General features: G+C 42.1%; 15 protein-coding genes. All 15 read left to right on the top strand.

From position 1 onward, the window contains the following. Positions 1-660: energy transducer TonB (locus tag WN50_RS13800; RefSeq protein ID WP_049559482.1), on the top strand; the 660-nt coding region annotated here is incomplete at its 5' end. Positions 661-695: 35 nt separating this feature from the next. After that, positions 696-1,724: an MORN repeat-containing protein gene (locus WN50_RS13805; RefSeq protein ID WP_046276765.1), complete on the top strand. Its 1,029-nt coding sequence runs from the start codon at positions 696-698 to the stop codon at positions 1,722-1,724. A gap of 234 nt (positions 1,725-1,958) precedes the next feature. After that, entirely contained in the window at positions 1,959-5,387 is a 3,429-nt protein-coding gene (locus WN50_RS13810; RefSeq protein ID WP_046276764.1) for a non-ribosomal peptide synthetase, read from the top strand. Between the two features lie 2 nt (positions 5,388-5,389). Further along, the gene (locus tag WN50_RS13815; protein WP_046276763.1) at positions 5,390-8,410 is read left to right on the top strand and encodes a thioester reductase domain-containing protein; all 3,021 of its coding nucleotides are present in this window, start codon (positions 5,390-5,392) and stop codon (positions 8,408-8,410) included. Positions 8,411-8,454: 44 nt separating this feature from the next. Beyond that, positions 8,455-9,348 (top strand): class I SAM-dependent DNA methyltransferase, encoded by an 894-nt coding sequence (locus WN50_RS13820; RefSeq protein WP_235440956.1) that lies wholly within the window; start codon positions 8,455-8,457, stop codon positions 9,346-9,348. 32 nt (positions 9,349-9,380) lie between these two features. Continuing rightward, positions 9,381-10,874 carry an aspartate aminotransferase family protein gene (locus WN50_RS13825; RefSeq protein ID WP_046276762.1) on the top strand — a complete coding sequence of 498 codons (1,494 nt, stop codon included), beginning with the start codon at positions 9,381-9,383 and terminating at the stop codon, positions 10,872-10,874. 297 nt (positions 10,875-11,171) lie between these two features. Beyond that, positions 11,172-11,510, top strand: coding sequence for a hypothetical protein (locus WN50_RS13830; protein WP_046276761.1), 339 nt, complete (start codon positions 11,172-11,174; stop codon positions 11,508-11,510). A gap of 29 nt (positions 11,511-11,539) precedes the next feature. Next, positions 11,540-11,878, top strand: a complete 339-nt coding sequence (locus WN50_RS13835) for an MbtH domain protein (RefSeq protein ID WP_046276760.1) — start codon at positions 11,540-11,542, stop codon at positions 11,876-11,878. 40 nt (positions 11,879-11,918) lie between these two features. Further along, complete coding sequence (locus WN50_RS13840; protein ID WP_046276759.1) at positions 11,919-12,134, top strand: MbtH family protein; 216 nt, start codon at positions 11,919-11,921, stop codon at positions 12,132-12,134. Positions 12,135-12,427: 293 nt separating this feature from the next. Continuing rightward, a complete protein-coding gene (locus tag WN50_RS13845; protein ID WP_046279813.1) occupies positions 12,428-12,919 on the top strand; it encodes a hypothetical protein in 492 nt (163 codons plus the stop codon). Next, the gene (locus WN50_RS13850; RefSeq protein ID WP_046279814.1) at positions 12,916-13,515 is read left to right on the top strand and encodes a hypothetical protein; all 600 of its coding nucleotides are present in this window, start codon (positions 12,916-12,918) and stop codon (positions 13,513-13,515) included. The genes WN50_RS13845 and WN50_RS13850 overlap by 4 nt, the downstream gene beginning before the upstream one ends. Positions 13,516-13,819: 304 nt before the next feature. Further along, positions 13,820-15,646: a PEP-CTERM sorting domain-containing protein gene (locus tag WN50_RS13855; RefSeq protein WP_053221510.1), complete on the top strand. Its 1,827-nt coding sequence runs from the start codon at positions 13,820-13,822 to the stop codon at positions 15,644-15,646. Positions 15,647-16,073: 427 nt separating this feature from the next. Then, positions 16,074-22,439: a DUF4347 domain-containing protein gene (locus WN50_RS35335; protein WP_200906278.1), complete on the top strand. Its 6,366-nt coding sequence runs from the start codon at positions 16,074-16,076 to the stop codon at positions 22,437-22,439. Between the two features lie 204 nt (positions 22,440-22,643). Then, complete coding sequence (locus tag WN50_RS13865; protein ID WP_046279815.1) at positions 22,644-23,153, top strand: hypothetical protein; 510 nt, start codon at positions 22,644-22,646, stop codon at positions 23,151-23,153. A gap of 190 nt (positions 23,154-23,343) precedes the next feature. Beyond that, positions 23,344-24,198 carry a sterol desaturase family protein gene (locus WN50_RS13870; protein ID WP_046279816.1) on the top strand — a complete coding sequence of 285 codons (855 nt, stop codon included), beginning with the start codon at positions 23,344-23,346 and terminating at the stop codon, positions 24,196-24,198. Positions 24,199-24,202: the final 4 nt, after the last annotated feature.

The following is a 24,202-nucleotide window of genomic DNA, read 5'->3' on the forward strand; positions in this document are numbered from 1 at the left end:
CCTGAACCCCTTGCCGAAGCGGATATTGCCCCAGATGCCCCCCTCACCAGTCCCCTGGGTGAGTTAGAAGTCGAGGGCGGAGCCGCCAACACCCCCACAGAAACCCCAACAGCCAATGATACAGCCGCTTTGGGTGCAGCAGCCGAGCGATCGCAACCGTCTCAAGGTGCCGTTCCTCAACCCGGAACTGGGGGTTCTCCCTCCGGTTTAGAAGGGTCTTTTGCCGGAATAGGAAGCGGTGAGAGTCCCACAGGTGGGCAAACTCCCGGCACAGGAGATCAGGCGTTTGGCGGTTCACCCTTAGATGGCCGAGGGGGTGAGGCGCCTGGGCGTCCCGATGGGGTCGAGGGGGGGACAGGCAACAGCGCGGGAAATGAGACGGACACGGCTTATGGAGGGGGTGGACGGTTGAGTTGTGTCGATAACTGTGTGCCGCGATATCCTAACAGTCTCCGAGATCAGGGCGTTGAGGGAACGGCAATTGTTCGGGGTTTGGTGGGAACAGATGGTCGAGTTGCTCAATTGGAAATTGTGCAGTCGAGTGGAAATACTGATCTCGATGAAGCTGCGATCGAAGCTGCTTCTCGGATGCGATTTTTGCCTCCCGATGGCGGTGCAAGTCGCCCAGTTCGTTTACCCATTCAGTTTACTTTAAACTAACAAAAAATTGCAGTTTATCAAAAAATTAATTAGCCATGTTTCGTTTTATCTATTTATTAATTATTACACTTTTATTTTGGGGAGTTACTGTTAAGGCAGCCGAAATTAAAACCCCAGATGGAACTCGTTGTCAAGGGGAAGTTAGTAATGGTAAATTAAACGGAAAAGGAGTCTGTGAATATCCAAATGGTGCAAAATATGAAGGAAATTTTTCAGAGGGAAAACCTGAAGGAATTGGGGTTTATACGTTTGCGGATGGCGGTCGCTATGAAGGGGAATTTTTAGCGGGTGAATTTAACGGAAAAGGAGTCTGGGAATTTGCCAATGGCGATCGCTATGAAGGGGAAGTTGTAACGGGTGCATTTCAAGGTCAGGGTGTGTTTATTTCGGCGAATGGCGCTCGTTATGAGGGAGAATTTAACGCCGGATCACCTAGCGGAAAAGGGGTTTATATTACACCCAATGGCGATCGCTGTGAAGGTGAGGTGAAAGACGGTCAACTCAATGGTCAAGGCGTTTGTGGATATTCCTCTGGAAACCGTTATGAAGGGGAATTAGTTGGGGGTCGCCGCCAGGGTAAAGGGGTTTATGTCTTGGCGAATGGCGATCGCTATGAAGGACTATTTAATAACGGACAATTTCAGGGAAAAGGGACTTATACTTATGCCGAAGGCGGACAGTATCAAGGAGAATTTAGCGACGGACAATTTCAGGGTCAAGGTGTGCGAGAATATTCTAATGGTAATCGCTATGAAGGAGAATTTCAAGCAGGAAAACCTCAAGGACAAGGGGTATTAACTTTTGCCAATGGTAATCGTTATGAAGGGGAATTTAAAGACGGTCAAATTAGCGGCAAAGGGGTTTATACGTTTGCCAATGGCGATCGCTGTGAAGGGGAACTTCAAGCAGGCAATTTTAACGGTCAGGCTGTTTGTAAATATGCTGATGGCGATCAATATCAAGGGGAGTTTAAAGACGGGAAAAAACATGGCAAAGGAACCTATGTTTATGCAGACGGTACTCGTGTAGAAGGAACCTGGGAAAACGGTCAATTTCAGGAGTAATTGTATTAATTTGACCCTTGGATTAAGGTTTATCAGATGAATCAATTTTCCTTGCTTAAATAAAAGGATTATGCTAAACTTTTTTAAGAATTTTTATCAAAAATAAACCCGTAGGGGCGGGTTCCGCACTCATGTATAGTTCAAGCAGACAAGCTGAATAAACCCGCCCTGTTTGGGGTTCTGTACTGATATAAACCTACTTTTTTCCAAAATTAATGACATTCAATCTTAATTATGAAATCAATTGACGAATTTTTATTAGACCTGTATCGTTTGGATGTCAAACTATGGGTCGAGGGTGCAGACAAAAATACAAATCTAGAAAAACGGTTACGGTTCAGTGCGCCAGAAGAACTATTAACCGATGATTTAATTCATCAACTCAAGCAACGTAAAAGCGAAATTATCAGCTTTATTAGTCAAGTTCAGCAGTCTGTTCAAAGTCCGTTAGAAGCCATTCAACCCGTCTCCCGTCAACAAAATTTACCCCTTTCTTTCGCTCAACAGCGACTTTGGTTTTTAGAACAACTTCAACCCGATACAGCAACTTATACCATTCCCAGTGCAGTCCGTTTAACTGGAGAATTAAATATTGAGTTGTTTGAAAAAAGCCTCAATGAAATCATCCGAAGACACGAGATATTACGCACCAACTTTATTATACAGGATGGTCAACCCGTTCAAGTGATTTCCCAAAATGCTACTCTAAAAACTCATTCACTTAATTTACAACATTTAGACCCAACAAAACAAGAAACAGAAGTCATTCGTTTACTCAGTGAAGAAACACAAAAACCCTTTAATTTAGCCAAAGATTTATTATTAAGAGTCACCTTATTAAAACTCGATCAAGCCGAATTTGTGGTGTTATTAACAATGCACCATATTATTTCCGATGGTTGGTCAATGGAAATTTTTATCCGAGAACTCGTCACAATTTACACGGCATTTTGTGAGGATAAACCCTCACCCTTACCCGAATTATCCCTGCAATATGCAGACTTTGCAGTTTGGCAACGTCAGTGGTTACAAGGCGAAGTTTTAGAGAAACAACTCTCCTATTGGAAACAACAACTCCAGGGAACCTTACCCGTTTTGCAACTTCCCAGCGATTTTCCCCGGAGTCGAGTTCAAAGCTTTCGAGGAGACAATCAAACCTTTGTAATTTCTGAAGATTTAACCCAGAAAATTAAGGCTATAAGCCAAGCAGAAGGGGTTACTTTATTTGTTATATTATTAGCAGTATTTAACGTCTTACTTTACCGTTATACAGGTTTAGAAGATATTATCGTTGGTTCTCCCGTTGCGAATCGTAACCGGAAAGAAATAGAAGGATTAATCGGCTTTTTTGTAAATACCTTAGTCTTGCGAAATTCTTTAAAAGGAAACCCAACCTTTCGAGAGTTTCTTCAGCGTGTTAAAAAGACAACTTGGGAAGCCTACGATCATCAAGACTTACCCTTTGAAAAACTGGTTGAACAACTCCATCCCGAACGCGATCTCAGTTATAACCCTTTATTTCAAGTTAAATTTAGACTTGAAAATGCACCCCAAAATGAGTTTAAATTACCCGGTTTAAGTTTAACTTCTCTCAAACAAACAAACCCAACTGCTAAATTAGATTTAAGTTTAGATATCTATGAAACCTCATCAGAATTAGTCGGGGGGTTTGAATACAACCAAGATTTATTTAAAGCAGAAACAATTTCTCGTCTGGTTGAACATTTTCAAACCTTATTAGAAGAAATAGTTAAAAACCCAGATAAACGAATTGGTGAGTTATCCCTATTAACCCCCAGTGAACAGCATCAAATTTTCAAAGCTTGGAACCAAACACAGAAAAACTATACAGAACATTTATGCTTTCATCATCTGTTTGAACAGCAAGTTAATCAAACTCCCGATGCTATTGCTTTAATTTTCCAAGATGAACAATTAACCTATCAAGAAGTCAATAGACGCAGCAACCAACTCGCCCATTATTTAATCAAAAAAGGAGTCAAACCCGAAGTAAAAGTCGGGATTTGTTTTGAGCGTTCTTTTGAGATGATTATCGCCCTTTTAGGCATCTTTAAAGCGGGGGGTGCTTACCTACCCTTGGATGCAAATTATCCCGCAGAACGACTCGCCTACATGGTAGAAGACTCACAAATTTCAGTCTTATTAACTCAATCTCATCTGTCTATTTCTCAAACCTCAGATTTAGATGTTATTTGTTTAGATAAAGACTGGAATATTATCAGTCAAGAAACCCCAGAAAATCCCCAAGTTTCAGTTTCACCGGATAACCTCGCTTATCTTATTTATACTTCCGGTTCAACCGGACTTCCCAAAGGCGTTTTAATTCAACATAGCGGGTTAGTCAACCTCACAGAAGACAAAATTCGCGTTTGTCAAGTTCATTCTGATAGTTGTGTTCTTCAGTTCTTTTCCTTTAGCTTTGATGCGTCTATTCCAGAAATCATCATGGCGTTAGCAAGTGGAGGAAAACTCTGTTTAGCACCCGTTGAAACCTTACTCCCCGGACAAGATTTATTAACACTTTTACGCGAAAAAAATATTACCCATATTACCATTACTCCCTCTGCATTAGCCGCAACTCCTTTTGAAAATTTACCTGCTTTAGAAATGGTGTTAGTCGGAGGCGAAGCGCCTAGCGTTGATTTAATTGAAAAATGGTCAAAAAATCGCCGTTTTATTAACGCTTACGGGCCAACAGAAGTCACCGTTAATGCAAGTATGGTTGAGTGTGGAAATGGTTATTCAAATCAACCCACAATTCGCCCCAGTACGAACAAACAACTTTATGTTTTAGATGCTAATTTACAACCTGTTCCTGTTGGGGTTTTAGGTGAACTTTATATCGCCGGAGTTGGGTTAGCGCGAGGTTATTTAAACCAACCGGAAAAAACCGCACAGACGTTTATTCCTAATCCTTTTTATTCGCCCTCTGAGTTTGAGAATACTTCAAATCGTTTGTATAAAACGGGAGATTTAGCGGGTTACTTACCGGATGGAAGTATTAAACTCTTTGGACGGGTTGATCATCAAGTTAAAATTAGAGGTTTTCGCATAGAACCAGGAGAGATAGAAGTTTTATTAAATCAGTATCCTCAAGTTAGAAATAGCGTTGTTATTGTTCAAGAAGAACCCGGAAAAGATAAAAGATTAGTGGCTTACTTTGTGGTGAATTCAGGCATCAATTTAACCTCAAAAGAACTGCGAAACTTCCTCAAAGAAAAGTTACCAGAATACATGATTCCTAGCAGTTTTGTTGAATTGGAAACCATACCCCTAACTCCCAATAGAAAAGTTGATCATCAAGCCTTATCAAACCTCTATCAAGAACCTTCAACCTCAGAAGAATTTGTTGCACCCCGCAATGCTACAGAAGAAATATTAGCCGATATTTTTGCAAAAGTCCTTGAAGTTGAACGAGTCGGAATTTATGATGACTTTTTTGAGTTAGGCGGACATTCATTGTTAGCCACTCAATTAATCGCTCAGTTATTACCTAGATTTCCCGTTCATATAACTGTAATCGACTTGTTTGAAGCATCCAACGTCGCCAGTTTAGCAGAATTGTTGCAGAAAAAACAGACAATCAATAAATTACAAACCCCTGTAGAAACCGAAGAAGAACGAGAAGAAATCGAATTTTAACCATGATAATTTCACACCAAACAAACCCAGTCTATCTTAAACCCAATGTCATCATTGAACCGCTCTTTAATCAGTGGTATGCTTGGTCTTATTTAATACCACCTGCAACAGCAGCTTTTTATGTGGCTAATTCTCATCTGAAAATCCTAGAATCATTTATTGCGGCGTCTCAAGTTCATCAAGATGCGTTAAAAAATCCAGCAATGCGAGGGGCGCCATTTATTAACTATGATGAAAGTCGGTTAGATGAACTTAAAGCGTTATGGGAAACAACAAAAGATAAATTAGCCGGACTGTTAGAGTTAGAACAAGCAATTAAAGACCTAGAAAAACTGTTAAGAGAGGAAGCAAAAGGCTATTCTCTAGAACCGCTTTATCAACAAGTTCCTGAAGCTTTAAAAGGATATGTTGAGTTAGTTTATGATGCTCAAAATACCCCTTCAATTCGATTGATAGAAGGACTGTTATACCGAAGTCAATATTATAATCCAGCGTTTCAAAGTGTAGCATTATCTTTAGGAAATATTGATCAACGTTCTTTTGTACTCAGTACCCCCCGTTTACCTGATGAAAATTCTCTACATTTAAACCTCTCATTTGCAGATAAACGACTCGATAAACTCGTTCAGATGAGAGAAAAACCGCAAGCTTATCAAGACATTTTAAACTTGCTAGAAATTCCACCTCAAAATGAACCGTTATTTACTTCTTTATTTACAGAAACTCCTCCCTCTTCTCAACCCAAATATCAAGGAAATGATGTGAGAGTGCGTTATTTTGGTCATGCTTGTATTTTAATTGAAACTGAAGATATTAGTATTTTATGTGATCCTTTAGTGAGTTATCACACTCTCGATGGAATTTATCGTTACAGTTATGCAGATTTACCCCCAACGATTGACTATGCTTTAATCACACATAATCATCAAGATCATGTGATGTTTGAAACTCTGTTACAGTTACGATATAAAATCAAAAATATTATCGTTCCTAAAAGTAGTAAAGGTGTACTAATTGATCCCTCTTTGAAGTTAATTTTACAACAAATTGGCTTTACGAACGTTATAGAAATTGATGAATTAGAAGTGATAGACATTCCCCAAGGTGAGATAGTTAGTTTACCCGTTTTGGGCGAACATGGTGACTTAAATATTGCAGCAAAAACAGCTTATTTAATCCAAGTTAAAAATCGTTCTATTTTGTGTGCGGCTGACTCTAATAATATCGAACCTCAACTTTATCAACATCTCTCAAGCTTAATAAAAAGACTCGATATTTTGTTTATTGGAATGGAATGTGAAGGCGCACCTTTTACTTGGGCTTATGGTTCGTTACTCACTCAATCTATCCCTAGAAAAATTGCCCAAACTCGCCGACTTGATGGTTCAGATAGTCACAAAGCTATTAAACTTATCAATCAATTAAACCCTCAACAGGTTTATATTTATGCGATGGGACAAGAACCCTGGCTAACTTTTATTACCTCAATTCAATATACCCCAGAATCTAAACCGATTTTAGAATCTAATAAAGTGATTGAATATTGCCAAAGTAAAAATATTATGAGTCAGCGTTTGTTTGGTTCCCAAGAAATTCTTTTACAAGCCAATTCAGAAAGTGCGGTTAATCTCAATTTTTCGGTTAGTTATTCTCATCAAGAATTACACCAACCGATTTCTGAGTTTTTATCAAAACTGAGTCAGTTAGATATTAAAATCTATACAGAAGGTGATATCCTCCGATGTAACGCTCCGAAAGGAGTGCTAACGTCTACGATGAAAACACAATTGAAAGAACGTAAACCCGAAATTATTAACTATCTGAACACTCAAAATCAGCATAAAATAACATTAGATTATCTAAAAGCAGAAGCAACATTAGATGAAAGTATTTATCCTCAAAATCCTGTGATTGTAGGAAATCAACCTAAAACTATTTTATTAACAGGTGCAACAGGTTTTTTAGGAAGCTTTTTACTCAACGAACTGCTACACAAAACAGAAGCTAAAATCTATTGTTTAGTTCGCAGTGAACAACCTGAACTCACAGAAGATAAGCTCAAAAATGTTCTCAAGTCTGCTTCTCTGTGGGATGAGTCATTCAAACCTAGAATTATCCCCATTAGAGGAGATTTATCACAACCTATTTTCGGTTTATCTTCTGAGCAATTTCAGCAATTAGCAGATGAAATAGATGTCATTTATCATAACGGCGCTTGGGTACATCACGCTTCCCCCTATTCACTTTTGAAGCAAACTAACGTTTTAGGAACCCAAGAAATTTTACGATTAGCTTGTCAATCTAAAACCAAACCTGTACATTTTATTTCAAGCGTTAGTGTGTTTAACTTTAACGAATATTCTCAAGTTAAAGTGATTAATGAACAGGATGATTTAGAAATCGGAGAAGTTCCCAACGGTGGCTATTCTCAAAGTAAATGGGTAGCGGAAAAATTAGTTAAAATTGCAGCACAACGAGGACTTCCTAGCAGCATTTATCGCATAGGGCAAATATCTGGAAGCAGTCAAACAGGCTACTTTAACAATAACGATTTTCTCTATCGATTAATGTTAGGTTATATCCAACTCGGTAGCGCACCGGAAGGAGAAATGTTATTAGACATAATACCTGTTGATTATGCAAGTAAAGCCCTTGTTCATCTCTCACAAAAGCAGGAATTTATTGGAAAAGCATTTCATCTCATTCATCCTCAACCTGTTTCATCAAATCTACTGTTTGAACAACTGGGTTTAATGGGTTATCCCATTCAAAGAATCCCCTATCAACAGTGGTACAGCAAACTGTTAGAGATAGCAAAACGTTCACCCGAACACCCCCTTTATCCCTTAGTTTCGCTGTTCTCACCAACCTCCTCTCAAAAAGCAAAGGAAAAATCAATGAATCTAAAATTAAACTGTCAAAATACAATCAAAGGTTTAGCCGAAACATCAATCACTTGTCCCCCGATTGATGCTAACTTGCTCAAAACCTACATCTCTCAATTAGTTCAAAAAGTGAATTAAAAACAACTCTAACAAACAATTTATTCGGAGTGAAAATTACAATTATGGTTTCAGATATGAATCTTCAAGAACGCTATAACGAATATGACAATTGGGCTTGGTTATACAATACCACAATGGGGCCTGAATATTGTAAAAACCAACTGCAACCAATTGAAAAAATGTTGCTTCCTTACCTGTCTCAAAATGCAGAAATTCTTGATTTATGTTGTGGAACTGGACATTTAATGAAGAAATTGTCTGAGAAAGGCTATCAACTGACGGGATTTGACGGTTCAGAAGAAATGTTAGAATATGCGCGTCAAAATGCTCCGAAAGCTCAATTTATACTCGGTGATGCTCGTAATTTTGAACTTCCAGAATGTTTTGATGCGGCTTTTTCAACCAGTGCTTCTCTTAACCATATCTTAGAGTTAGAAGAACTCAGACTGGTTTTTAAGAATGTCTATTCATCTTTGAAAGAAAAGGGTCTATTTTTATTTGATATCAACCATCAAGGACAGATGGAAAAATGGTGGAAAGGTCATTTAGTTGAAGGGGAAATAGAAAACCATTTTGCTTGGGCGATCACTCCTAATTATAACACGAATGATCAGCTTGGCTATTTTAAAGTCACCATTTATAAACCTCCCAGTCAGAAACGATATTCACCCTTAGTATCACTTCAAAAACAGTTTAAAGCTTTACTGTATAAACTCTTAAGTTTAAGGAGATTAACCCGATTTAGACTAAAAATACTCAATCAATTTTCATCCTGGGAGACAGATTGGCAACGTTCAGAAATCATCTATAAAGTTCGAGGCTATTCTGCAACAGAAGTGAAACAAGTATTAAAAGAAGTCGGCTTTGTAGATGTTGAAATTAGGACAATCGAAGGAAACTTACAGCTTGATAATAATCATTCTGCTTACTTTGTTTGTCTAAAAAACAGCAACTAAAGTTGTGTAAAACCTACCCCACTGAATCAGCAATGCAACTCCAAACAAAAGACACCCAGAACAGCCCACAATCACACATCAAAACCCTGATTAAATCCTACATTCAACGCACACAAAATTCTAAACAATACGCTCAATATTATCGTTCAGTTCTCGCCGATAAAAGCTCTTTAGGATTGAGTTTTGACCCCCAACTCAAAGAAGCTTGCTACTCAATTGTCGCTGAACGTTCACTCGGTTCTCGCCTCTGGGATATCGACGAAAACGAATATATTGACATCTTAATGGGATTAGGAATTAATCTATTTGGTCACAATCCCCCGTTTATTAAAACCGCCATTCAAGAACAACTTGAAAAAGGAATTCAAATCGGCGCTCAAGCTGAATTAGCAGGTGAAGTTGCTCAACTGGTGAGTGAATTAACCGGAATGGAACGGGTGACATTTAGCAATACTGGAACCGAAGCAATAATGACCGCAATTCGCATCGCCAGAACCGCAACAAACCGTAAAAAAATAGTAATTTTCACTAACTCCTATCATGGTCATAATGACCAAACTCTGGTTAGAGCAAAACTAACAGAATATGCTAAAAAAGCAATTCGTAGAACACTTGAGCAAAAATCCCAATCAAATCGCTTTATAGAGTTAATTACCCGTCCGATTAATTTCGGATTAAAATCAACAATTGACTCCCAAGCCGTCCCCGCAGCCTTGGGAATTCCAGCGAGTTTAGCCAAAGATGTTTTAGTGCTTGAATATGGTAATATTCACTCGTTAAATGTGATAAAATATCAGCATAAAAATATTGCGGCTGTGTTGGTTGAACCTGTACAAAGTCGCTGTCCCGAATTGCAGCCGAAAGACTTTATTCAAGAGTTAAGAAGTCTCACTCAAGAACAAGGAATCGCCCTAATTTTTGATGAGATGGTGACAGGATTTCGGATACATCCTGGCGGCGCTCAAGCCTGGTTTGGAGTAGAAGCCGATATCGTAACTTACAGTAAAATTGTCGGGGGTGGTTTACCGATGTCAATTCTCGCCGGAAAAGCTGATTATCTTGATAAAATAGATGGCGGAATGTGGAACTTTGGGGATGATTCATCTCCTTCAGAAAAGACAACCTTTTTTGCTGGAACCTTCTGTAAACATCCCCTCTCCTTAGCCGCCGCGAAAGCCGCACTGTTACATTTAAAAACCCAAGGTTCAACCCTGCAAGAACAGTTAAACCAACGTACTTTAAAACTGGTTAATCGCTTAAATACAGCGATGAAATCAGAAAATATACCCGTACATTTTACTCATTTTGGTTCCTTTTTTGCAATCGCCATGTCACAGAGTTCGATTTCTCCCTTAGCAATTAACTTACTCTCCTATCATCTCCTCACCAAAGGAATACATCTGCGTCGAGGAGATAAAGGAGGTTTTTTATCAACCGCTCACACAGACGAAGATATTAACACAATTTTTCAGACTTTTAAAGATAGTTTAGTTGAACTCAAAGAAGCTGGAATTCTTCAAACTTAACAACCCGAAAAACCCGGTTTATGAATTCAATCTCAAACGGGATTTCTAATATCATTACAAGAAACCGGGTTTTTGTATAGAATCTTTAGGAGGAAAAACCCGAACAACCCGGTTTCTGAATTCCATCTCAAACTGGATTTCTAATATCATTACAAGAAACCGGGTTTTTTTATAGAATCTTTAGGAGGAAAAACCCGAACAACCCGGTTTCTGAATTCCATCTCAAACGGGATTTCTAATATCATTACAAGAAACCGGGTTTTTAAATCTAAACACCGACATTCAGGAGGAAACAAAATGGCAACAATGGGAAAATATTGCAAAGCTTATCCAATTGACAGATTACGTCAATTTAGTCAATGGACAGAAAACAAAGAAAACACCCGCAAAGAAACCCAAACTGTTGAGGGTGAAGAAATAGAAATCAACCGAGAACTCACCGAAGATGACTTTTTGTATTTACAAGAAAACTATGTTGTCACCGATGGAATCTTTAAAGATGAAAACATCATTTTTGACAACATTACACCGGAATGGCAAGAATTTTGTGATAATGTTTTAAACTTTGAAGTTCCAGTTTATGAACCTGTAAACGTAACAGCAACATCCTCAGAAACAGAGAAAACAGAAGCTTAATTTTTTGACTGAAAATACAACGGAGAAACATGGACGAATTAGTACAACGATTATCGCAAGGAAAACATCCCATTGAAGTCGGTTTAAGACCCGAAAAAACAGTAACAGCCTTCAAAGAAAGCATCGATAGAGGCTATGTCTACATCAAATTTACCCAAACCAGAGGCGGAACAGAACTCGGTGTTAGACTCGATGAAAACGCTTGTAACTTTCAAACCGCTAACTTTGAACAAGAAACAGGAACCGTTCATATCGAAGGCGATTTAACCTTAAACTATGTTAAAGTTCGGTGTATTGCTGATATTAACCTGCAAACTTTAACAGGTGAAGGAAATCTCCAACCTGTCACCGAATCAACCTTAGTTTAATTGAATTCAATCACCCAAATTTAACAGAGGAATTCTAACCATGAACTCAGAAGAAGATACTACAATTTATCGCGTCGTTATCAACGAAGAAGAACAATATTCAATCTGGCCAGACTATCGAGAAATCCCCTTTGGATGGCGAGATGTGGGTAAAAGCGGACTCAAACAAGAGTGTTTAGACTATATCAAAGAAGTCTGGACAGATATGCGCCCTCTCAGTTTGCGTCGAAAAATGGAGGAGTTAGAAAAATCCTAAATTTCTTCAACCCCAAGAGAGGTTTCTTTAAACCTCTTTTCTTTTCACTGAGAAGGGCGGGATATTCTCAAGAATTAATATGAAATACTTGAATGTTTGCTAGGAATGCTTCTTGGTTATTACTCCCTCTTGATCCCTCTGCCTACGGCACCTCTCTTAAAATTAATCCCTCCGCCTGCGGCACCTCCCTTCAAAAGGGAGGGGGGGTTTGGGTTGAAAGTCCCCCTTAAAAAGGGGGATTTAGGGGGATCAATCATTTGTTGCATTCTTTCTTTGAATGTCTTTCCTCAAACATGAGTGAACCTAATCCCACCTCTCAGCTTGACTTACTTCTTCCCTGGAATTTACCCACAGAATATCCCTTAAAAGATACTGAACGAGTCAAGATTACTTACGCCCTAAATGGTTTCTTAAATGCACTGAAACAAACCTCTACTCAAACAGCATTGACTCTCATTCATCAAGCCTTGCAAATATTAGAACCTGTTGATACTTCTCCCGCACAAATATCCACAACACAAGCATTGCTGAAAACTTGGGAAGTCGAAGATTATGATCGCTATTTTCAAGTCAACCATGTTCAAACCGAACAACCTGCTTTTTGTTTAGTGAAAAGTGTCATTCTTGCAGGTCAACAATTTTTAATGCTCTGTTCTAGCAATCAACCCAATTCAAACTTTCCTAACTTAGATTCTACTCAGATTGAGCAACAAAAACAAGGATTTATCAGTTACGCTCACCTACTTGCTAGAGTTTTTGATGTATATTTGGAGGATAACCCATGACTCAATACAATTCTTATCAAATTTGGCAAGGATTTCACTGGTCATTTTTCGTGAATATCCAAGGTTTAATTATCTGCCTGAGTCGCTTTGAAAAACATCTCACCTCCGGTAATCTTTCCCAAGCCGAAATCGAACTCAAAACCGCCAGCGATTTAATGTTAGCATCGGGTGCTGCTATGTCCCTGGCGGGAAGTTTTAGTCGAGCAGAATATGAAGAATATATTCGTCCCACAATGGCACCCCCTAACGTTCAATCTGCGGATTTTAGTGGATTAATGTCTTGGGATCATGCTTGGTTAATGCAAATTTGGAAGCGTTTACGTCCCCATTTTCAACAGCTACCCACCGCATTACAACCCCAACATGAACGCTTTGTACAAGCCTATTTTGAACTCGCAACCGCTCACAAAGCCGTCTGTCAAAAATTTGGTGGAGAAGAAACCGGAAGCCTGCGTTTTGATCGCGGAAATGCCCTGAAAACTCTCGATAAATTTGCCCTCAGTCGTTGGCAACAGCTTGATCCAAATCATAATATTCAAGGATGTCCTTTTCATCAACCTTCGTCTCAAGGCTCAAATCTATCTCAAGATAGTTGAAATGTTATCTCAATTTATCAGGGAATTTTTAAGATGTTTATCTAGAAGCTGAAAATTTGTTTAAATCCCCCGAAAACCTCACTATACAAGGGTTTTATATCTTTTCATTGGTTAAACAAAGTCAAGTCTTGCTCAGTTTGCTTTACAGAAGCTTTACATAATTCAGCCCCGATTTTACAAAACTCAGTAGACTTCCCCAAACACTACAACTTATGATAACCTCGTTCTTGAAATTAATTCTCAAATAACTTGGAACTGCTATCACAGCTCAGAACTTGTACTCCTACGACTAACTGAATATCTAATGACCAGAAGCATCTATCACCACTTGGCCAGAGCAACTGCGGGTATCACCTTATTGAGTTTTTCCGCCTTTCTTGCCGAACCCGCACGAGCCGGAATCTTTGCTGCTCCCTTTTCTGATTTCTACTCCTCCCAAAGCTTCGGCCCCATTAGCCTAGATACCGGTGGAAACATCCCCGCGCCCTACGGTGGATTAACCTTTTTAGACACAGATACCCTACTCATCGGGGGAAATGCTAACGCCCCTGAAGCCGCAATTTACAGTGTTGACGTAGTACGAGATAGCAATGGTCGGATCACAGGCTACAGCGGCCCTGCAAGCTTCTATGCCAATGTACCTGGTGTAGCGACATCAACAGAAGAAAACTTTGGTGGAATTGATGGCGGCCTAACCATTGCCCCGTCTGGAGTCATCGCCTATACAACTTACTCAGACAACAACTTAGGACAAATCCTGCCAGGAACAACCAATCCTGCTAAATTTATTAACCTCACTGAATTAGGCGTTCAAGCTTCTACAGGCGGATTAAACTTTGTTCCTGTAGGCTTACCCGGAGAAGGTCGTCTCAAAATCACCTCCTACGATACTGACAACTTCTACGATGCCACTGTTAGTTATAACCCAGACGGCACCTTTGAAATTACATCTATCTCAGAAATTTCTTTACAAACAGATGAGCGCTCTAGAGGCTTAGAAGGGATAAACTTTGTCGATACAACTTATCCCGGATTTAACGCCGCTAGCATTCTTTTATCTGAATTTAATAGTAGCAACGTCGTCACCTTTGAAGTCGATGAAAATGGGAATCCTATTGTCGCAACCGAGCAAGAATTTATTACAGGTTTTCCCCGTTCTGGTGGGCCTGAAGGCATTGCCATAGATCCAGTAACAGGCGATATTCTGTTATCTGTATATGGTTCAGATTCTGCCAGTCAAGTGCTGTTAATTAAACCCGAACCGCCCGAACCCACCGAAGCAGATAACGATCCGTTTGATGATGTTACACCCGTCGATTATTCAAGCGGAACAGGTGTCGCTTCTGGCGAAGTCAGTACCGGAAATCAAGTCTATTCCTTCACGGCAAATGCAGGAGAATTACTCAGCCTGCAAGTCGATGTCACCGAAACTTTACCCGGAATCGCTTATTTTAACGATGATTCTGTCGCCTATTTATACAACAGTCGAGGTGAAATTCTTGCCGTAGGAGAAGATACCGCAACCGGACTAAATTCTCGCATTCTTAACTACCTAGTTCCCGAAAGTGGAACCTATTATGCTGCCGTCACAACAGCAGGAAATAACCCAATCTTAGAACTAGGTGCAGTTAATACCCTACTCGGTTTTGAAAACGAGGGACTCGGAAATTTAGCCTACGATTTCAGCATCAGCAGCCAAATGTTATCCGAAACCGCCCGTTTATTTGATATCGCTTTAGCAGTCGATCCAACGAACCCCGTCGGCAATGTTTTAATTGATGGCAATAGTGTCTTATCCATTGACCTCAATGGTAGCCGAAATACCGACTTAACCGGGCCTCTCACGATTAATCTTGACACGGAGAATAACGCCCTGACATTTGATAACTTTGAATTTATCCTACAATTTGCTGAACCCTTTGCCTCCACTAATATTAACGACGTTCTCAATTCTCTAGAAACCTCAACCATTACTGCGGTAATTCCGCCCGATGAATTCGTGGAACAAATTCTGTTCTTTGAACAGTCTATTCCTGGTAAATCTGTCCCTGAACCTGCCTCAATTTTAAGCTTACTGGGTGTTGGAATTTGGGGAGCCAGTTCTAAACTCAAACGTAAATCTCGCTATTAGCATTTATCCTGTAAACTTAAATCTTAACTTGTCTTTTTTGGGGTGAGAATTTGAATTAGTTGTCATCCAAATTGTGATGCTTATTAATAAAAAAATTAAAATTTATTAGCACAAAGATTTCTATCTTCAAGCCTGATCAGGATTTAAAATCAAAAAATTTGCAAAAAATAAAATATTTTCAAAATCCCTTTTCAAATTGTTGTTAAAGATGTTATATATTTCACTAGGCTTTATTACTTGACAGTTATTGTCAAAAGTTGGGGTCAAGCCTCACTTCAATTGAGGTTCCCCCCGTCCCTATGTTTTGAGCTGAAAACAAAGACAAAAACAGCAAGTTGGGTAATTTTTCCTCAACTCTGCTGACAAAAAACCCAGAACGTCACTTCTGGGCAGTCAAATCAAAATCTACTTTCGTAGAGGTCATATAATGGACAATTTTATTCGATTTTCAGGCGATCGCACAACAGTTGATCGCCAAATGAAACACGCTCAAATGCTTATTGCGATAGATTCTGGAGTCACCGATGCTTCTTGGTTAACCAGCCAAGTCCAACCGAACGCAGAAGTATTACTGCTTGACCCCAATGTTGACGGCGTAGAGCAAATTACCGCAGCATTAGAGCGTTCCCCCGCTATCAACAGCCTGCACATCGTCTCACACGGCGAACCCGGCTGTTTATATTTGGGTCAAACGCAATTAAGTCTCAATACCCTCAGCCAATACCAAGAACAGCTTAAAAATTGGTCAAAATATCTACAAGGCAACTCCCTAGTTTTATACGGTTGCCAAGTTGCTCAAGGCGTAGGACATCAATTCCTTAACATCTTGCATCAGCTTACTGGAGCTAATATTACCGCCTCAGAGCAACGAGTAGGAAACGCCGACTTAGGCGGAACTTGGAACCTGAACATCCGCATCGGAGAGTTCATCAGTTCAGTACAGGAAAAATTAGCCTTTCTACCTTCTGTCACCCAAACCTACGCAGGGGTATTCATTCCCACCGTTAGTTTAACTGCAACACCTGACACCCTCGTAGAAGAAGAAGCAACGGTACTCACCCTAAACTTTGACCTGAGTGAACCCCCACCAGCCGAGGGAATTGATATCACCGTTACCAGTCCCATTGTTAATGCGATCGCCGAGTTAGACGTATTTGCAGCCCAATATAGCGGCGCCCGCATTGTTGGGGTGAGCGATGATACCAACGGTTTTACCCTGCGGATCACAGAACAAACCGCAAGCATTACCCTACCCGTGTTTGATGACAATGAAGACGAAGGGGGTTCAGAAAGCTTTACCTATACGATACAACCGGGCGAGGGCTATGAAATAGACTCCGCAGCGAGTTCAGCAACATTTGTAATTGAAGATAGCGACGGAGTAACACCCGAACCGGAACCGACGCCGGAACCCGAACCGGAACCTGTTCCTGAACCCACGCCTGAACCCACGCCTGAACCCACGCCTGAACCCACGCCTGAACCCACGCCTGAACCCACGCCTGAACCCTCACCTGAACCGACGCCAGAACCCTCACCTGAACCCTCACCAGAACCCACAGAACCAGTAGTCAGCTTTACGGCTAGCCCAGATACCATTAGCGAAGCCGAAGGCTCGGTACTAACCCTGAACTTCAACACCTCTGGCGATATCCCAGAAGAAGGCTTACAAGTGCGGTTACAGGGAGATGTTCCCGGTATCCTGCAACAATTCACCGCAGCCCAGGTTCGTTTTGATCCAGAAACCTTAGAGCCGTTCTTCCGCTTTGACCGACCCTTAGTAGAAACCGGAGTGACGGGGGGAGTTTTAGATTTATTTGCTCTCGAAGACGACCTGAGTAGCTTCAACTTCACGATCACCGAACCCACAGCAACCATCGAAATTCCGGTTTTTGACGATATTCTCGAAGAAGCCGACCAAGAATTTAGCTACAGCTTAGAACCAGGCGTTGGTTACACCGTTGACCCCGATGGAGAGACAGCCAGCTTCACCGTCACCGATGGTGTAGAGGGTGGTGTTGGGCCAAGCGTTAGCGTAACAGCAGAACCCACAACCCTGTTAGAGTCCGAACAAACCGCCATAACCCTGACATTCACCCTGGATGAAGCCCCGCCACCCGAAGGCGTTTTAGTTTATCTGAATGGCGATCTGCCCCGAGCCATTGCTGAGTTTGATGTCAACGCCTCCAACCCTCGCGATCCAGAAGACGAGATCACCGTTGAAGGCCCAGTCGTAACAGGCGGAAACATTGCCGGAACCAACGAAACCGTCAGTGCGGTGGTCTTCCGAATAACAGAACAAACCGCAACCCTGACAGTTCCCGTCTTTGAAGACGATGTAGCAGAAGGACTCGAAACCTTCACCTACACCCTAGAAAACGGTGAAACCTACGAAGTCAATCCCGAAGCGAGTGAATTTACCATCACCATTGATGATAGCGAGGTTAGCGAACCCGAACCGGAACCCCCAACAGATGGCCCTGTTGTTTCACTACAAACCCTGACCGGCACCTTTAATGGCGATCGCACCGAACTCCGCGATACCATCTTAACGCCCGAACTGGTGGAATCATTAGGCGAACAAGCAGGCGCATCTACTCTCATACTCAGCCTACAAACCACAGGAGAAATTCCAGAAGAAGGCTTAGAAGTCACCATTAACAGTGATGTTGCTTTAGCCGACTACTTCCGTAACTTAGGAAGTCGCCCGTTAACCGTTGGCGGTGAAGTTTTAGATGCTGTCTATGACCCCGAAACAGGTGCAGCATCCGGTATTCGTCTGCGAGTCAACAGCCCGAATACGTTGATCGCCCTGAACCTAACAAACAAACCCGAAATCGAAACCGACGGCCCCGAAGACGCTACCTTCACCCTAGAAGCAGGAGAGGGCTACAGCGTTAGCAGCGAGATGGGGTCTTCCACTGTTACCTTCTACGACAGTCTCGAAACCGCACCAGAACCTGAAACCTCACCCCAAATTAGCTTAACCGTTAGCGAAACCGCATTAGTTGAGTCCGTTGGTAACACAACCACCCTCACCTTTAACGTTGACGGTGAAGTTCCCTCTGACGGCATTTTAGTTTACGTTAATAGCACCAGTGGTAACTTTGGTGACTTAGGAGAATTTGATGTCTTCAACGCCGAAATCTCAGGCGGTGCAGTACCCTTTGCCAACTTCTCAGCCAGTGGCTTCTACTTCAAGATTCTTGAAGATGGCGCATCAATTACCTTACCCGCTTTCGATGAAACCACCAACCCAGAAATTGAAGAAGGCATTGTCGAGGGGGTACAAGCCTTTAGCTTTGAAGTAGTAGAAGGTCCCGGTTATACTATCGATCCTGAAGCCAGTGGATTTGATGTAACGATCGCTGATAACCCTGATTCTAAACTGCAAGTTAGCTACACCATTGAACCTGTCACTCTGATTGAATCAGAAACAACCGTCGGCGTTCATACCTTTAGCCTCAGTTCACCTCCCCCAGAAGAAGGCGTCACCATATCTGTTAGCGCTCCGATGTTAGCAGAATTTGACTTAGACAGCATCGAAGTCATCGGCGGAGAAATTGTTAGCGTTAATGAAGGTTTAGACGGCTTTGAGTTCAAACTCACCTCACAAACCGCAACCATTAACCTTCCTGTGGCGGCCGATGGTGAAACAGAAGGGTTAGAAGAAGCCACCTTCACCGTAGAAGCTGGAGACAGTTATCAAGTCAACCCTGAAGCGGGTACTGCAACCTTCAATTTAGTGGATGTGACAGATGAAGTTCCACCACCGACGGAAGTCACCGAACCCAACGATATTATCCCACTGGCGTTTAATACAGGTTTAGGGGAAAACAACCCCGAACTGTCTATTACCAGCACTATCGATCACGAAACCAGCAACTTCTACGAAACCGAAAATGGCCGACTCTACATTGACTTTACCGAAGATGTAGACTTCTACAAAGTAGACCTGAAAGCCGGAGATATCCTCAGCCTCGATGCCGACGCCAACCAGTTTGAACCGGGTCGCAAAGTCGATCCTTGGCTGCGGATCTTCACTGAAGACGGAACCGAAGTCGCTTCTAATGATGATGGTGCGGCGCCCGATGAAATCTTTAATTCAGGTTTCGAGCCATACATCGAGTTTACCGCTCCCGAAGATGGGTCTTATTATGTTGGGGTTGCTCTCTACAACAACGGAGAATATGATCCTCTCGTTCCCGGATCAGGCACAGGTAACTTTGACGCCGAACCAGACGGATACGGCCCCGGTGAATATACGCTCAACTTTGCTCTCAATAATCCTAACGCCTTTACTCCCGAACCGACAGAAATTCCAGCTTCTACAGGTGAAGGCCCGGTTATCTCCTTATTTGGAGTAACAGGTACCTACCAGAACGACTTTGAGAATGACGAATATGGTATTCTCTCGCCCAGCTTAGTAGAAACGGCACCCGAAGATGCGGGATCGGCTCTAAACTTCGTCTTGACCGCAAACGGTGAAGTTCCTGAAGGCGGTATTGAGGTCTATATCAACAGCGACATTGCCTTCCCCGACTACTTTGGTGGCTTAGAAGATGAGGAATTCGGCCAAGATTATGCGGTTCCCTATGGCGGCAACTTAAATAATAAACCGTTTACCCGAGGCGGACAGTTCCTTGATGCGGTTTATGATGAAAATGGTCAAGCGACAGGGTTTAAATTCCGCTTGGAAGAATCCTTTGCGACCATCTCACTCAACCCATCCAACCGTGCCGAACCGGAAACCGACGGCCCAGAAACCGCAACGTTCTTCTTGGAAGAAAGCGCTGGTTACAACGTCTCGCCGTTCAATAGTTCTACTGTTACCTTCTACGACACTATCGATCAGGCGCCCGTTCCGACAACAACTCCAGAGGTCAGCCTGGAAATTACTCCGACTGAACTCATTGAGTCCGAGGAAACAGAGTTTACCCTCAATTTCAGCTTGAGTGAAGCTCCACCCGCAGAAGGCGTACAGGTATACGTCAGCACGGGTACTGCCAACGCATTGAGTGAATTTAGCATCTTTGAAGCCGATATTGATGGGGGAGTCGCCATTCCTGATGGAAACATCTCAGGGTTCTACTTCCAGATGTTTGCTCCGACCGCTAGCATTACCTTACCTGTATTTAATAGCGTCGATGACATCGAAGGCATTGAAGAATACAATTTCACCATTGAACCGGGTGCTGGTTACACGGTAAACCCCGATAGCAGTAGCGCGGTTGTCACCATTAAAGATACCCCAGACTCCCAAATTCAAGTTAGTCTGACTACAGAACCCGAGGTTTTAGTTGAGTCGGAAGAAACGGTATCGGTTCACAACTTCAGCCTGAGTGCGGAACCCCCGGAAGAAGGTGTTACGGTTTCTGTAAATGCGCCCAACCTGTCCGAGTTTAACCTCGACGGTATTGTGGTTGAAGGCGGCGAAATTTCTAACGTCGCAGACGATAGCTTTGATCTGACCCTAACGGCAAAAGACGCGACTATTAGCCTCCCGGTTGCCAATGATGGTGAAGATGAAAGCCCAGAAGAAGTTACCTTCTCCTTAGAGGCGGGTACAGGTTATCAAGTTGATCCTGAAGGGGAAACTGCAACCTTTAGCATTGTTGATACTCCCGAACAGGCTGCCACGTCTCGTGATGAAGCCAATGATACCATTGCCAAAGCGATCGCTACAGGATTAACCTCTGGTAATTCTAATGTGAGCTTTGAGGGTGAAATTGGTCAATATTTTGCCGAAGACGAAGAAGGTAATAGCCTGACGGTTGATGCGTCTGAAGATGTTGATATGTACAGCTTCGCCCTCAATGCGGGAGATACTATCAAGATCGATGTAGACTCCTTTGAGTACGAAGTCGAATACTTCGATGTTCCCCAACGCTTAGACTCTCATCTGCGACTGTTTGATGGTGAAGGTAACGAACTCGCCAGCGTTAATAATGCGGGTGCGGCTGATGAAGTGTTTAGCGGTACTCGTGATCCTTACCTCGAATTTACCGCAACTGAAACAGGCACTTACTTTGTCGGTGTCAGTCAGTGGGGAAATACCATCTATGATCCCTTTGAAGCGGGTACGGGTAGTGGTCGCATTTCTCCTCTAACGGGTGTCAATATTGGTGAATACGAAATCGCCTTTGACCTAGTTCCCGGTGAGGATGGCGGTGATGAACCCGATATCGTTGGCACCGATGACGCGGATACCCTGGTCGGTGATGGGGAAAATAACAGCATCGATGCTTTAGGCGGTGATGACCTCGTTGCCGGACTCTTGGGCGATGATACCATCTTCGGTGGCGAGGGTGATGATGTCCTACGCGGTGATGCGAATAGCCGTTCTCCTGGCGGTTCTGACGGGGGTGATGACGTGATTTCCGGTGGTGCGGGTAATGACCGCATTGGCGGTAAAGGCGGTAATGACCTCCTCAGTGGGGATGAAGGCGATGATGAAATCTTCGGCGATGCGGGTGATGACACCATTATGGGCGTCACGGGTAACGATACTCTTACAGGGGATGATTTCTCTGGCGGAAGTGGTAGCGATCTGTTTGTCTTCGGAAGTGGAGATGGAACAGATTTAATTACTGATTTTGATGTTACTGAAGACTTCATTGGTTTAGTCGAAGGTGAACTCACGTTTGAGGAACTTTCGATTACCAATAGTGATGCAGGGGCGATGATTAGCGTGAGCGGATCAGGGGAAACCTTAGCGGTTCTCTCGGGTGTGGATGCGGATATTCTCACTCCTGAACTGTTCCTTGTGACCCCAAATGTTTCTTTTGGTTAATCAACACCGAAAGTAGCAAACTATCGGTCTAATTAGGTTAAAAGTAGAGGCTGGCTTAGGCTGGTCTCTACTGAAAATTTGATTCAAATTATCAGAGTTTTAAATCTAAAATCACCCTAATTTGGGGGATTTAAAAAACATTGAATCCTTGAGGAGAACACCAAGAGAGCAATCGATGTAGTTCAATAAAAAGGCTAAAAAATTATGCCAACACTTTCATTAACTGCAACTCCCACAACTCTAATTGAAGCAGAACAAACCCTATTAACGCTCAATTTTAACCTCGACGAACCGCCCCCAGCAGAAGGAATTATCGTTACTTTGAGCAGCGATATGATTAATTCACTCGGGGAATTTGATGTATTTGCAACTCAATTTTCCGGGGCGCAAATTGTTAGTGTGAGTGATAATACGGATGGTTTTACTTTACGACTAACCGAACAAACAGCAAGCATTAGTTTACCAGTCTTTACTGATAACGAGGAAGAAGGTAGCGAAACCATTACTTTTACTGTCGAAGCAGGTGTTGGATTAACTTTAGATCCTGATGCGAGTTCTGTAGCAATTACCCTTCAAGATATAGCAGATTCTACACCAACTCCAACTCCGGTTGAAAGTTTCTATGATGAAGCCGTCGATGGAGATATTTCTGGCGATCGCAATGCTCCAACAATACTTGAATTAGAAGAGGGTGTCAATTCTTTAACGGGGTGACAAACGCTGAGTATTTTTCTCGATACCCCGTCTACTTTTTCAATCACGGGTCATCTCTTGAACTTTGAATCTTGATCTCTAGAGAAGCTTGTGATCACGCTGTTGACCGAGCGATCGCCAATATTTTGTCAACTCATCTCATATGGTTTACTATACTTATTGACATTCATCCTCATTAACTAGAGATCTGATGGAATGGCTGGCTGCACCGATAGGCTTTATCAAATATCTTTTAACGGCTTTTGTGATGTACGGCTTGTTCATCGTCGTTGAACGTCTACATCCGGCTGAACCCCGTCAACCCCTGCGCCACCTGTGGTTTAACCTGAGATGGTATGTTCTCTACAGCTTGATTATCCTGTTAATTAGAGCAGCAGGTATCGGGTCTATTGTGACATTAACACAAGGCTGGCTAAATGCACCCTACATTGCTATACCTGCCCCGCGAAGCTTATGGGAATATATTGGCGTGGGTTTACTTTACCTGGGAATTACTGACTTTTTTTACTATTGGTTTCATCGCTGTCAACACACTAAACCGTTTTTGTGGGAACAGCACAAGTTTCACCACAGCGAAGTCTCCCTAAATGTTACGAGTACCCAGAGAGTCCATTGGCTAGAAGACCCGCTAATTCTTCTGTTTTTGAGTGTTCCGATGGGAATTCTGTTTCAGTTTGAGGGTCTTGAAATTGGGATTTTGGCGTTTATTGAGATTCTTTGGTTGCAGTTTATTCATATGAATCTGCGGCTGGAATTGGGCGGGTTTTCTCCGTTGATTACTGGGCCTCAACATCATCGGATTCATCATTCTTTTGAAGAGAAACATCTCGATAAAAACTTTGCGGCGTTTTTCCCTTTTTGGGATATTGTATTCGGGACTTACTATCGACCCCGTAAAGGTGAGTTCCCCGCAACAGGGTTAGCCACAGGCGAGAACTATAACAATCTTTGGGTTGCTGTGATGCTACCGTTGCGAGAATGGAGTGGGCCTCGTTATTTCAAGACTTGGATGAAGAAAATTGCTTTTCACAAGTCCCTCCACTAAAGGA

This window comes from Limnoraphis robusta CS-951, assembly GCF_000972705.2.

What these genes read in the sequence shown, in the direction of transcription:
- WN50_RS13805 (WP_046276765.1), top strand. Translation starts at nt 696, where the DNA reads ATGTTTCGTTTTATCTATTTATTAATTATTACACTTTTATTTTGGGGA.
- WN50_RS13820 (WP_235440956.1), top strand. Translation starts at nt 8,455, where the DNA reads ATGGTTTCAGATATGAATCTTCAAGAACGCTATAACGAATATGACAAT.
- WN50_RS13830 (WP_046276761.1), top strand. Translation starts at nt 11,172, where the DNA reads ATGGCAACAATGGGAAAATATTGCAAAGCTTATCCAATTGACAGATTA.
- WN50_RS35335 (WP_200906278.1), top strand. Translation starts at nt 16,074, where the DNA reads ATGGACAATTTTATTCGATTTTCAGGCGATCGCACAACAGTTGATCGC.
- WN50_RS13845 (WP_046279813.1), top strand. Translation starts at nt 12,428, where the DNA reads ATGAGTGAACCTAATCCCACCTCTCAGCTTGACTTACTTCTTCCCTGG.
- WN50_RS13825 (WP_046276762.1), top strand. Translation starts at nt 9,381, where the DNA reads ATGCAACTCCAAACAAAAGACACCCAGAACAGCCCACAATCACACATC.
- WN50_RS13850 (WP_046279814.1), top strand. Translation starts at nt 12,916, where the DNA reads ATGACTCAATACAATTCTTATCAAATTTGGCAAGGATTTCACTGGTCA.
- WN50_RS13855 (WP_053221510.1), top strand. Translation starts at nt 13,820, where the DNA reads ATGACCAGAAGCATCTATCACCACTTGGCCAGAGCAACTGCGGGTATC.
- WN50_RS13840 (WP_046276759.1), top strand. Translation starts at nt 11,919, where the DNA reads ATGAACTCAGAAGAAGATACTACAATTTATCGCGTCGTTATCAACGAA.
- WN50_RS13810 (WP_046276764.1), top strand. Translation starts at nt 1,959, where the DNA reads ATGAAATCAATTGACGAATTTTTATTAGACCTGTATCGTTTGGATGTC.
- WN50_RS13835 (WP_046276760.1), top strand. Translation starts at nt 11,540, where the DNA reads ATGGACGAATTAGTACAACGATTATCGCAAGGAAAACATCCCATTGAA.
- WN50_RS13865 (WP_046279815.1), top strand. Translation starts at nt 22,644, where the DNA reads ATGCCAACACTTTCATTAACTGCAACTCCCACAACTCTAATTGAAGCA.
- WN50_RS13870 (WP_046279816.1), top strand. Translation starts at nt 23,344, where the DNA reads ATGGAATGGCTGGCTGCACCGATAGGCTTTATCAAATATCTTTTAACG.
- WN50_RS13815 (WP_046276763.1), top strand. Translation starts at nt 5,390, where the DNA reads ATGATAATTTCACACCAAACAAACCCAGTCTATCTTAAACCCAATGTC.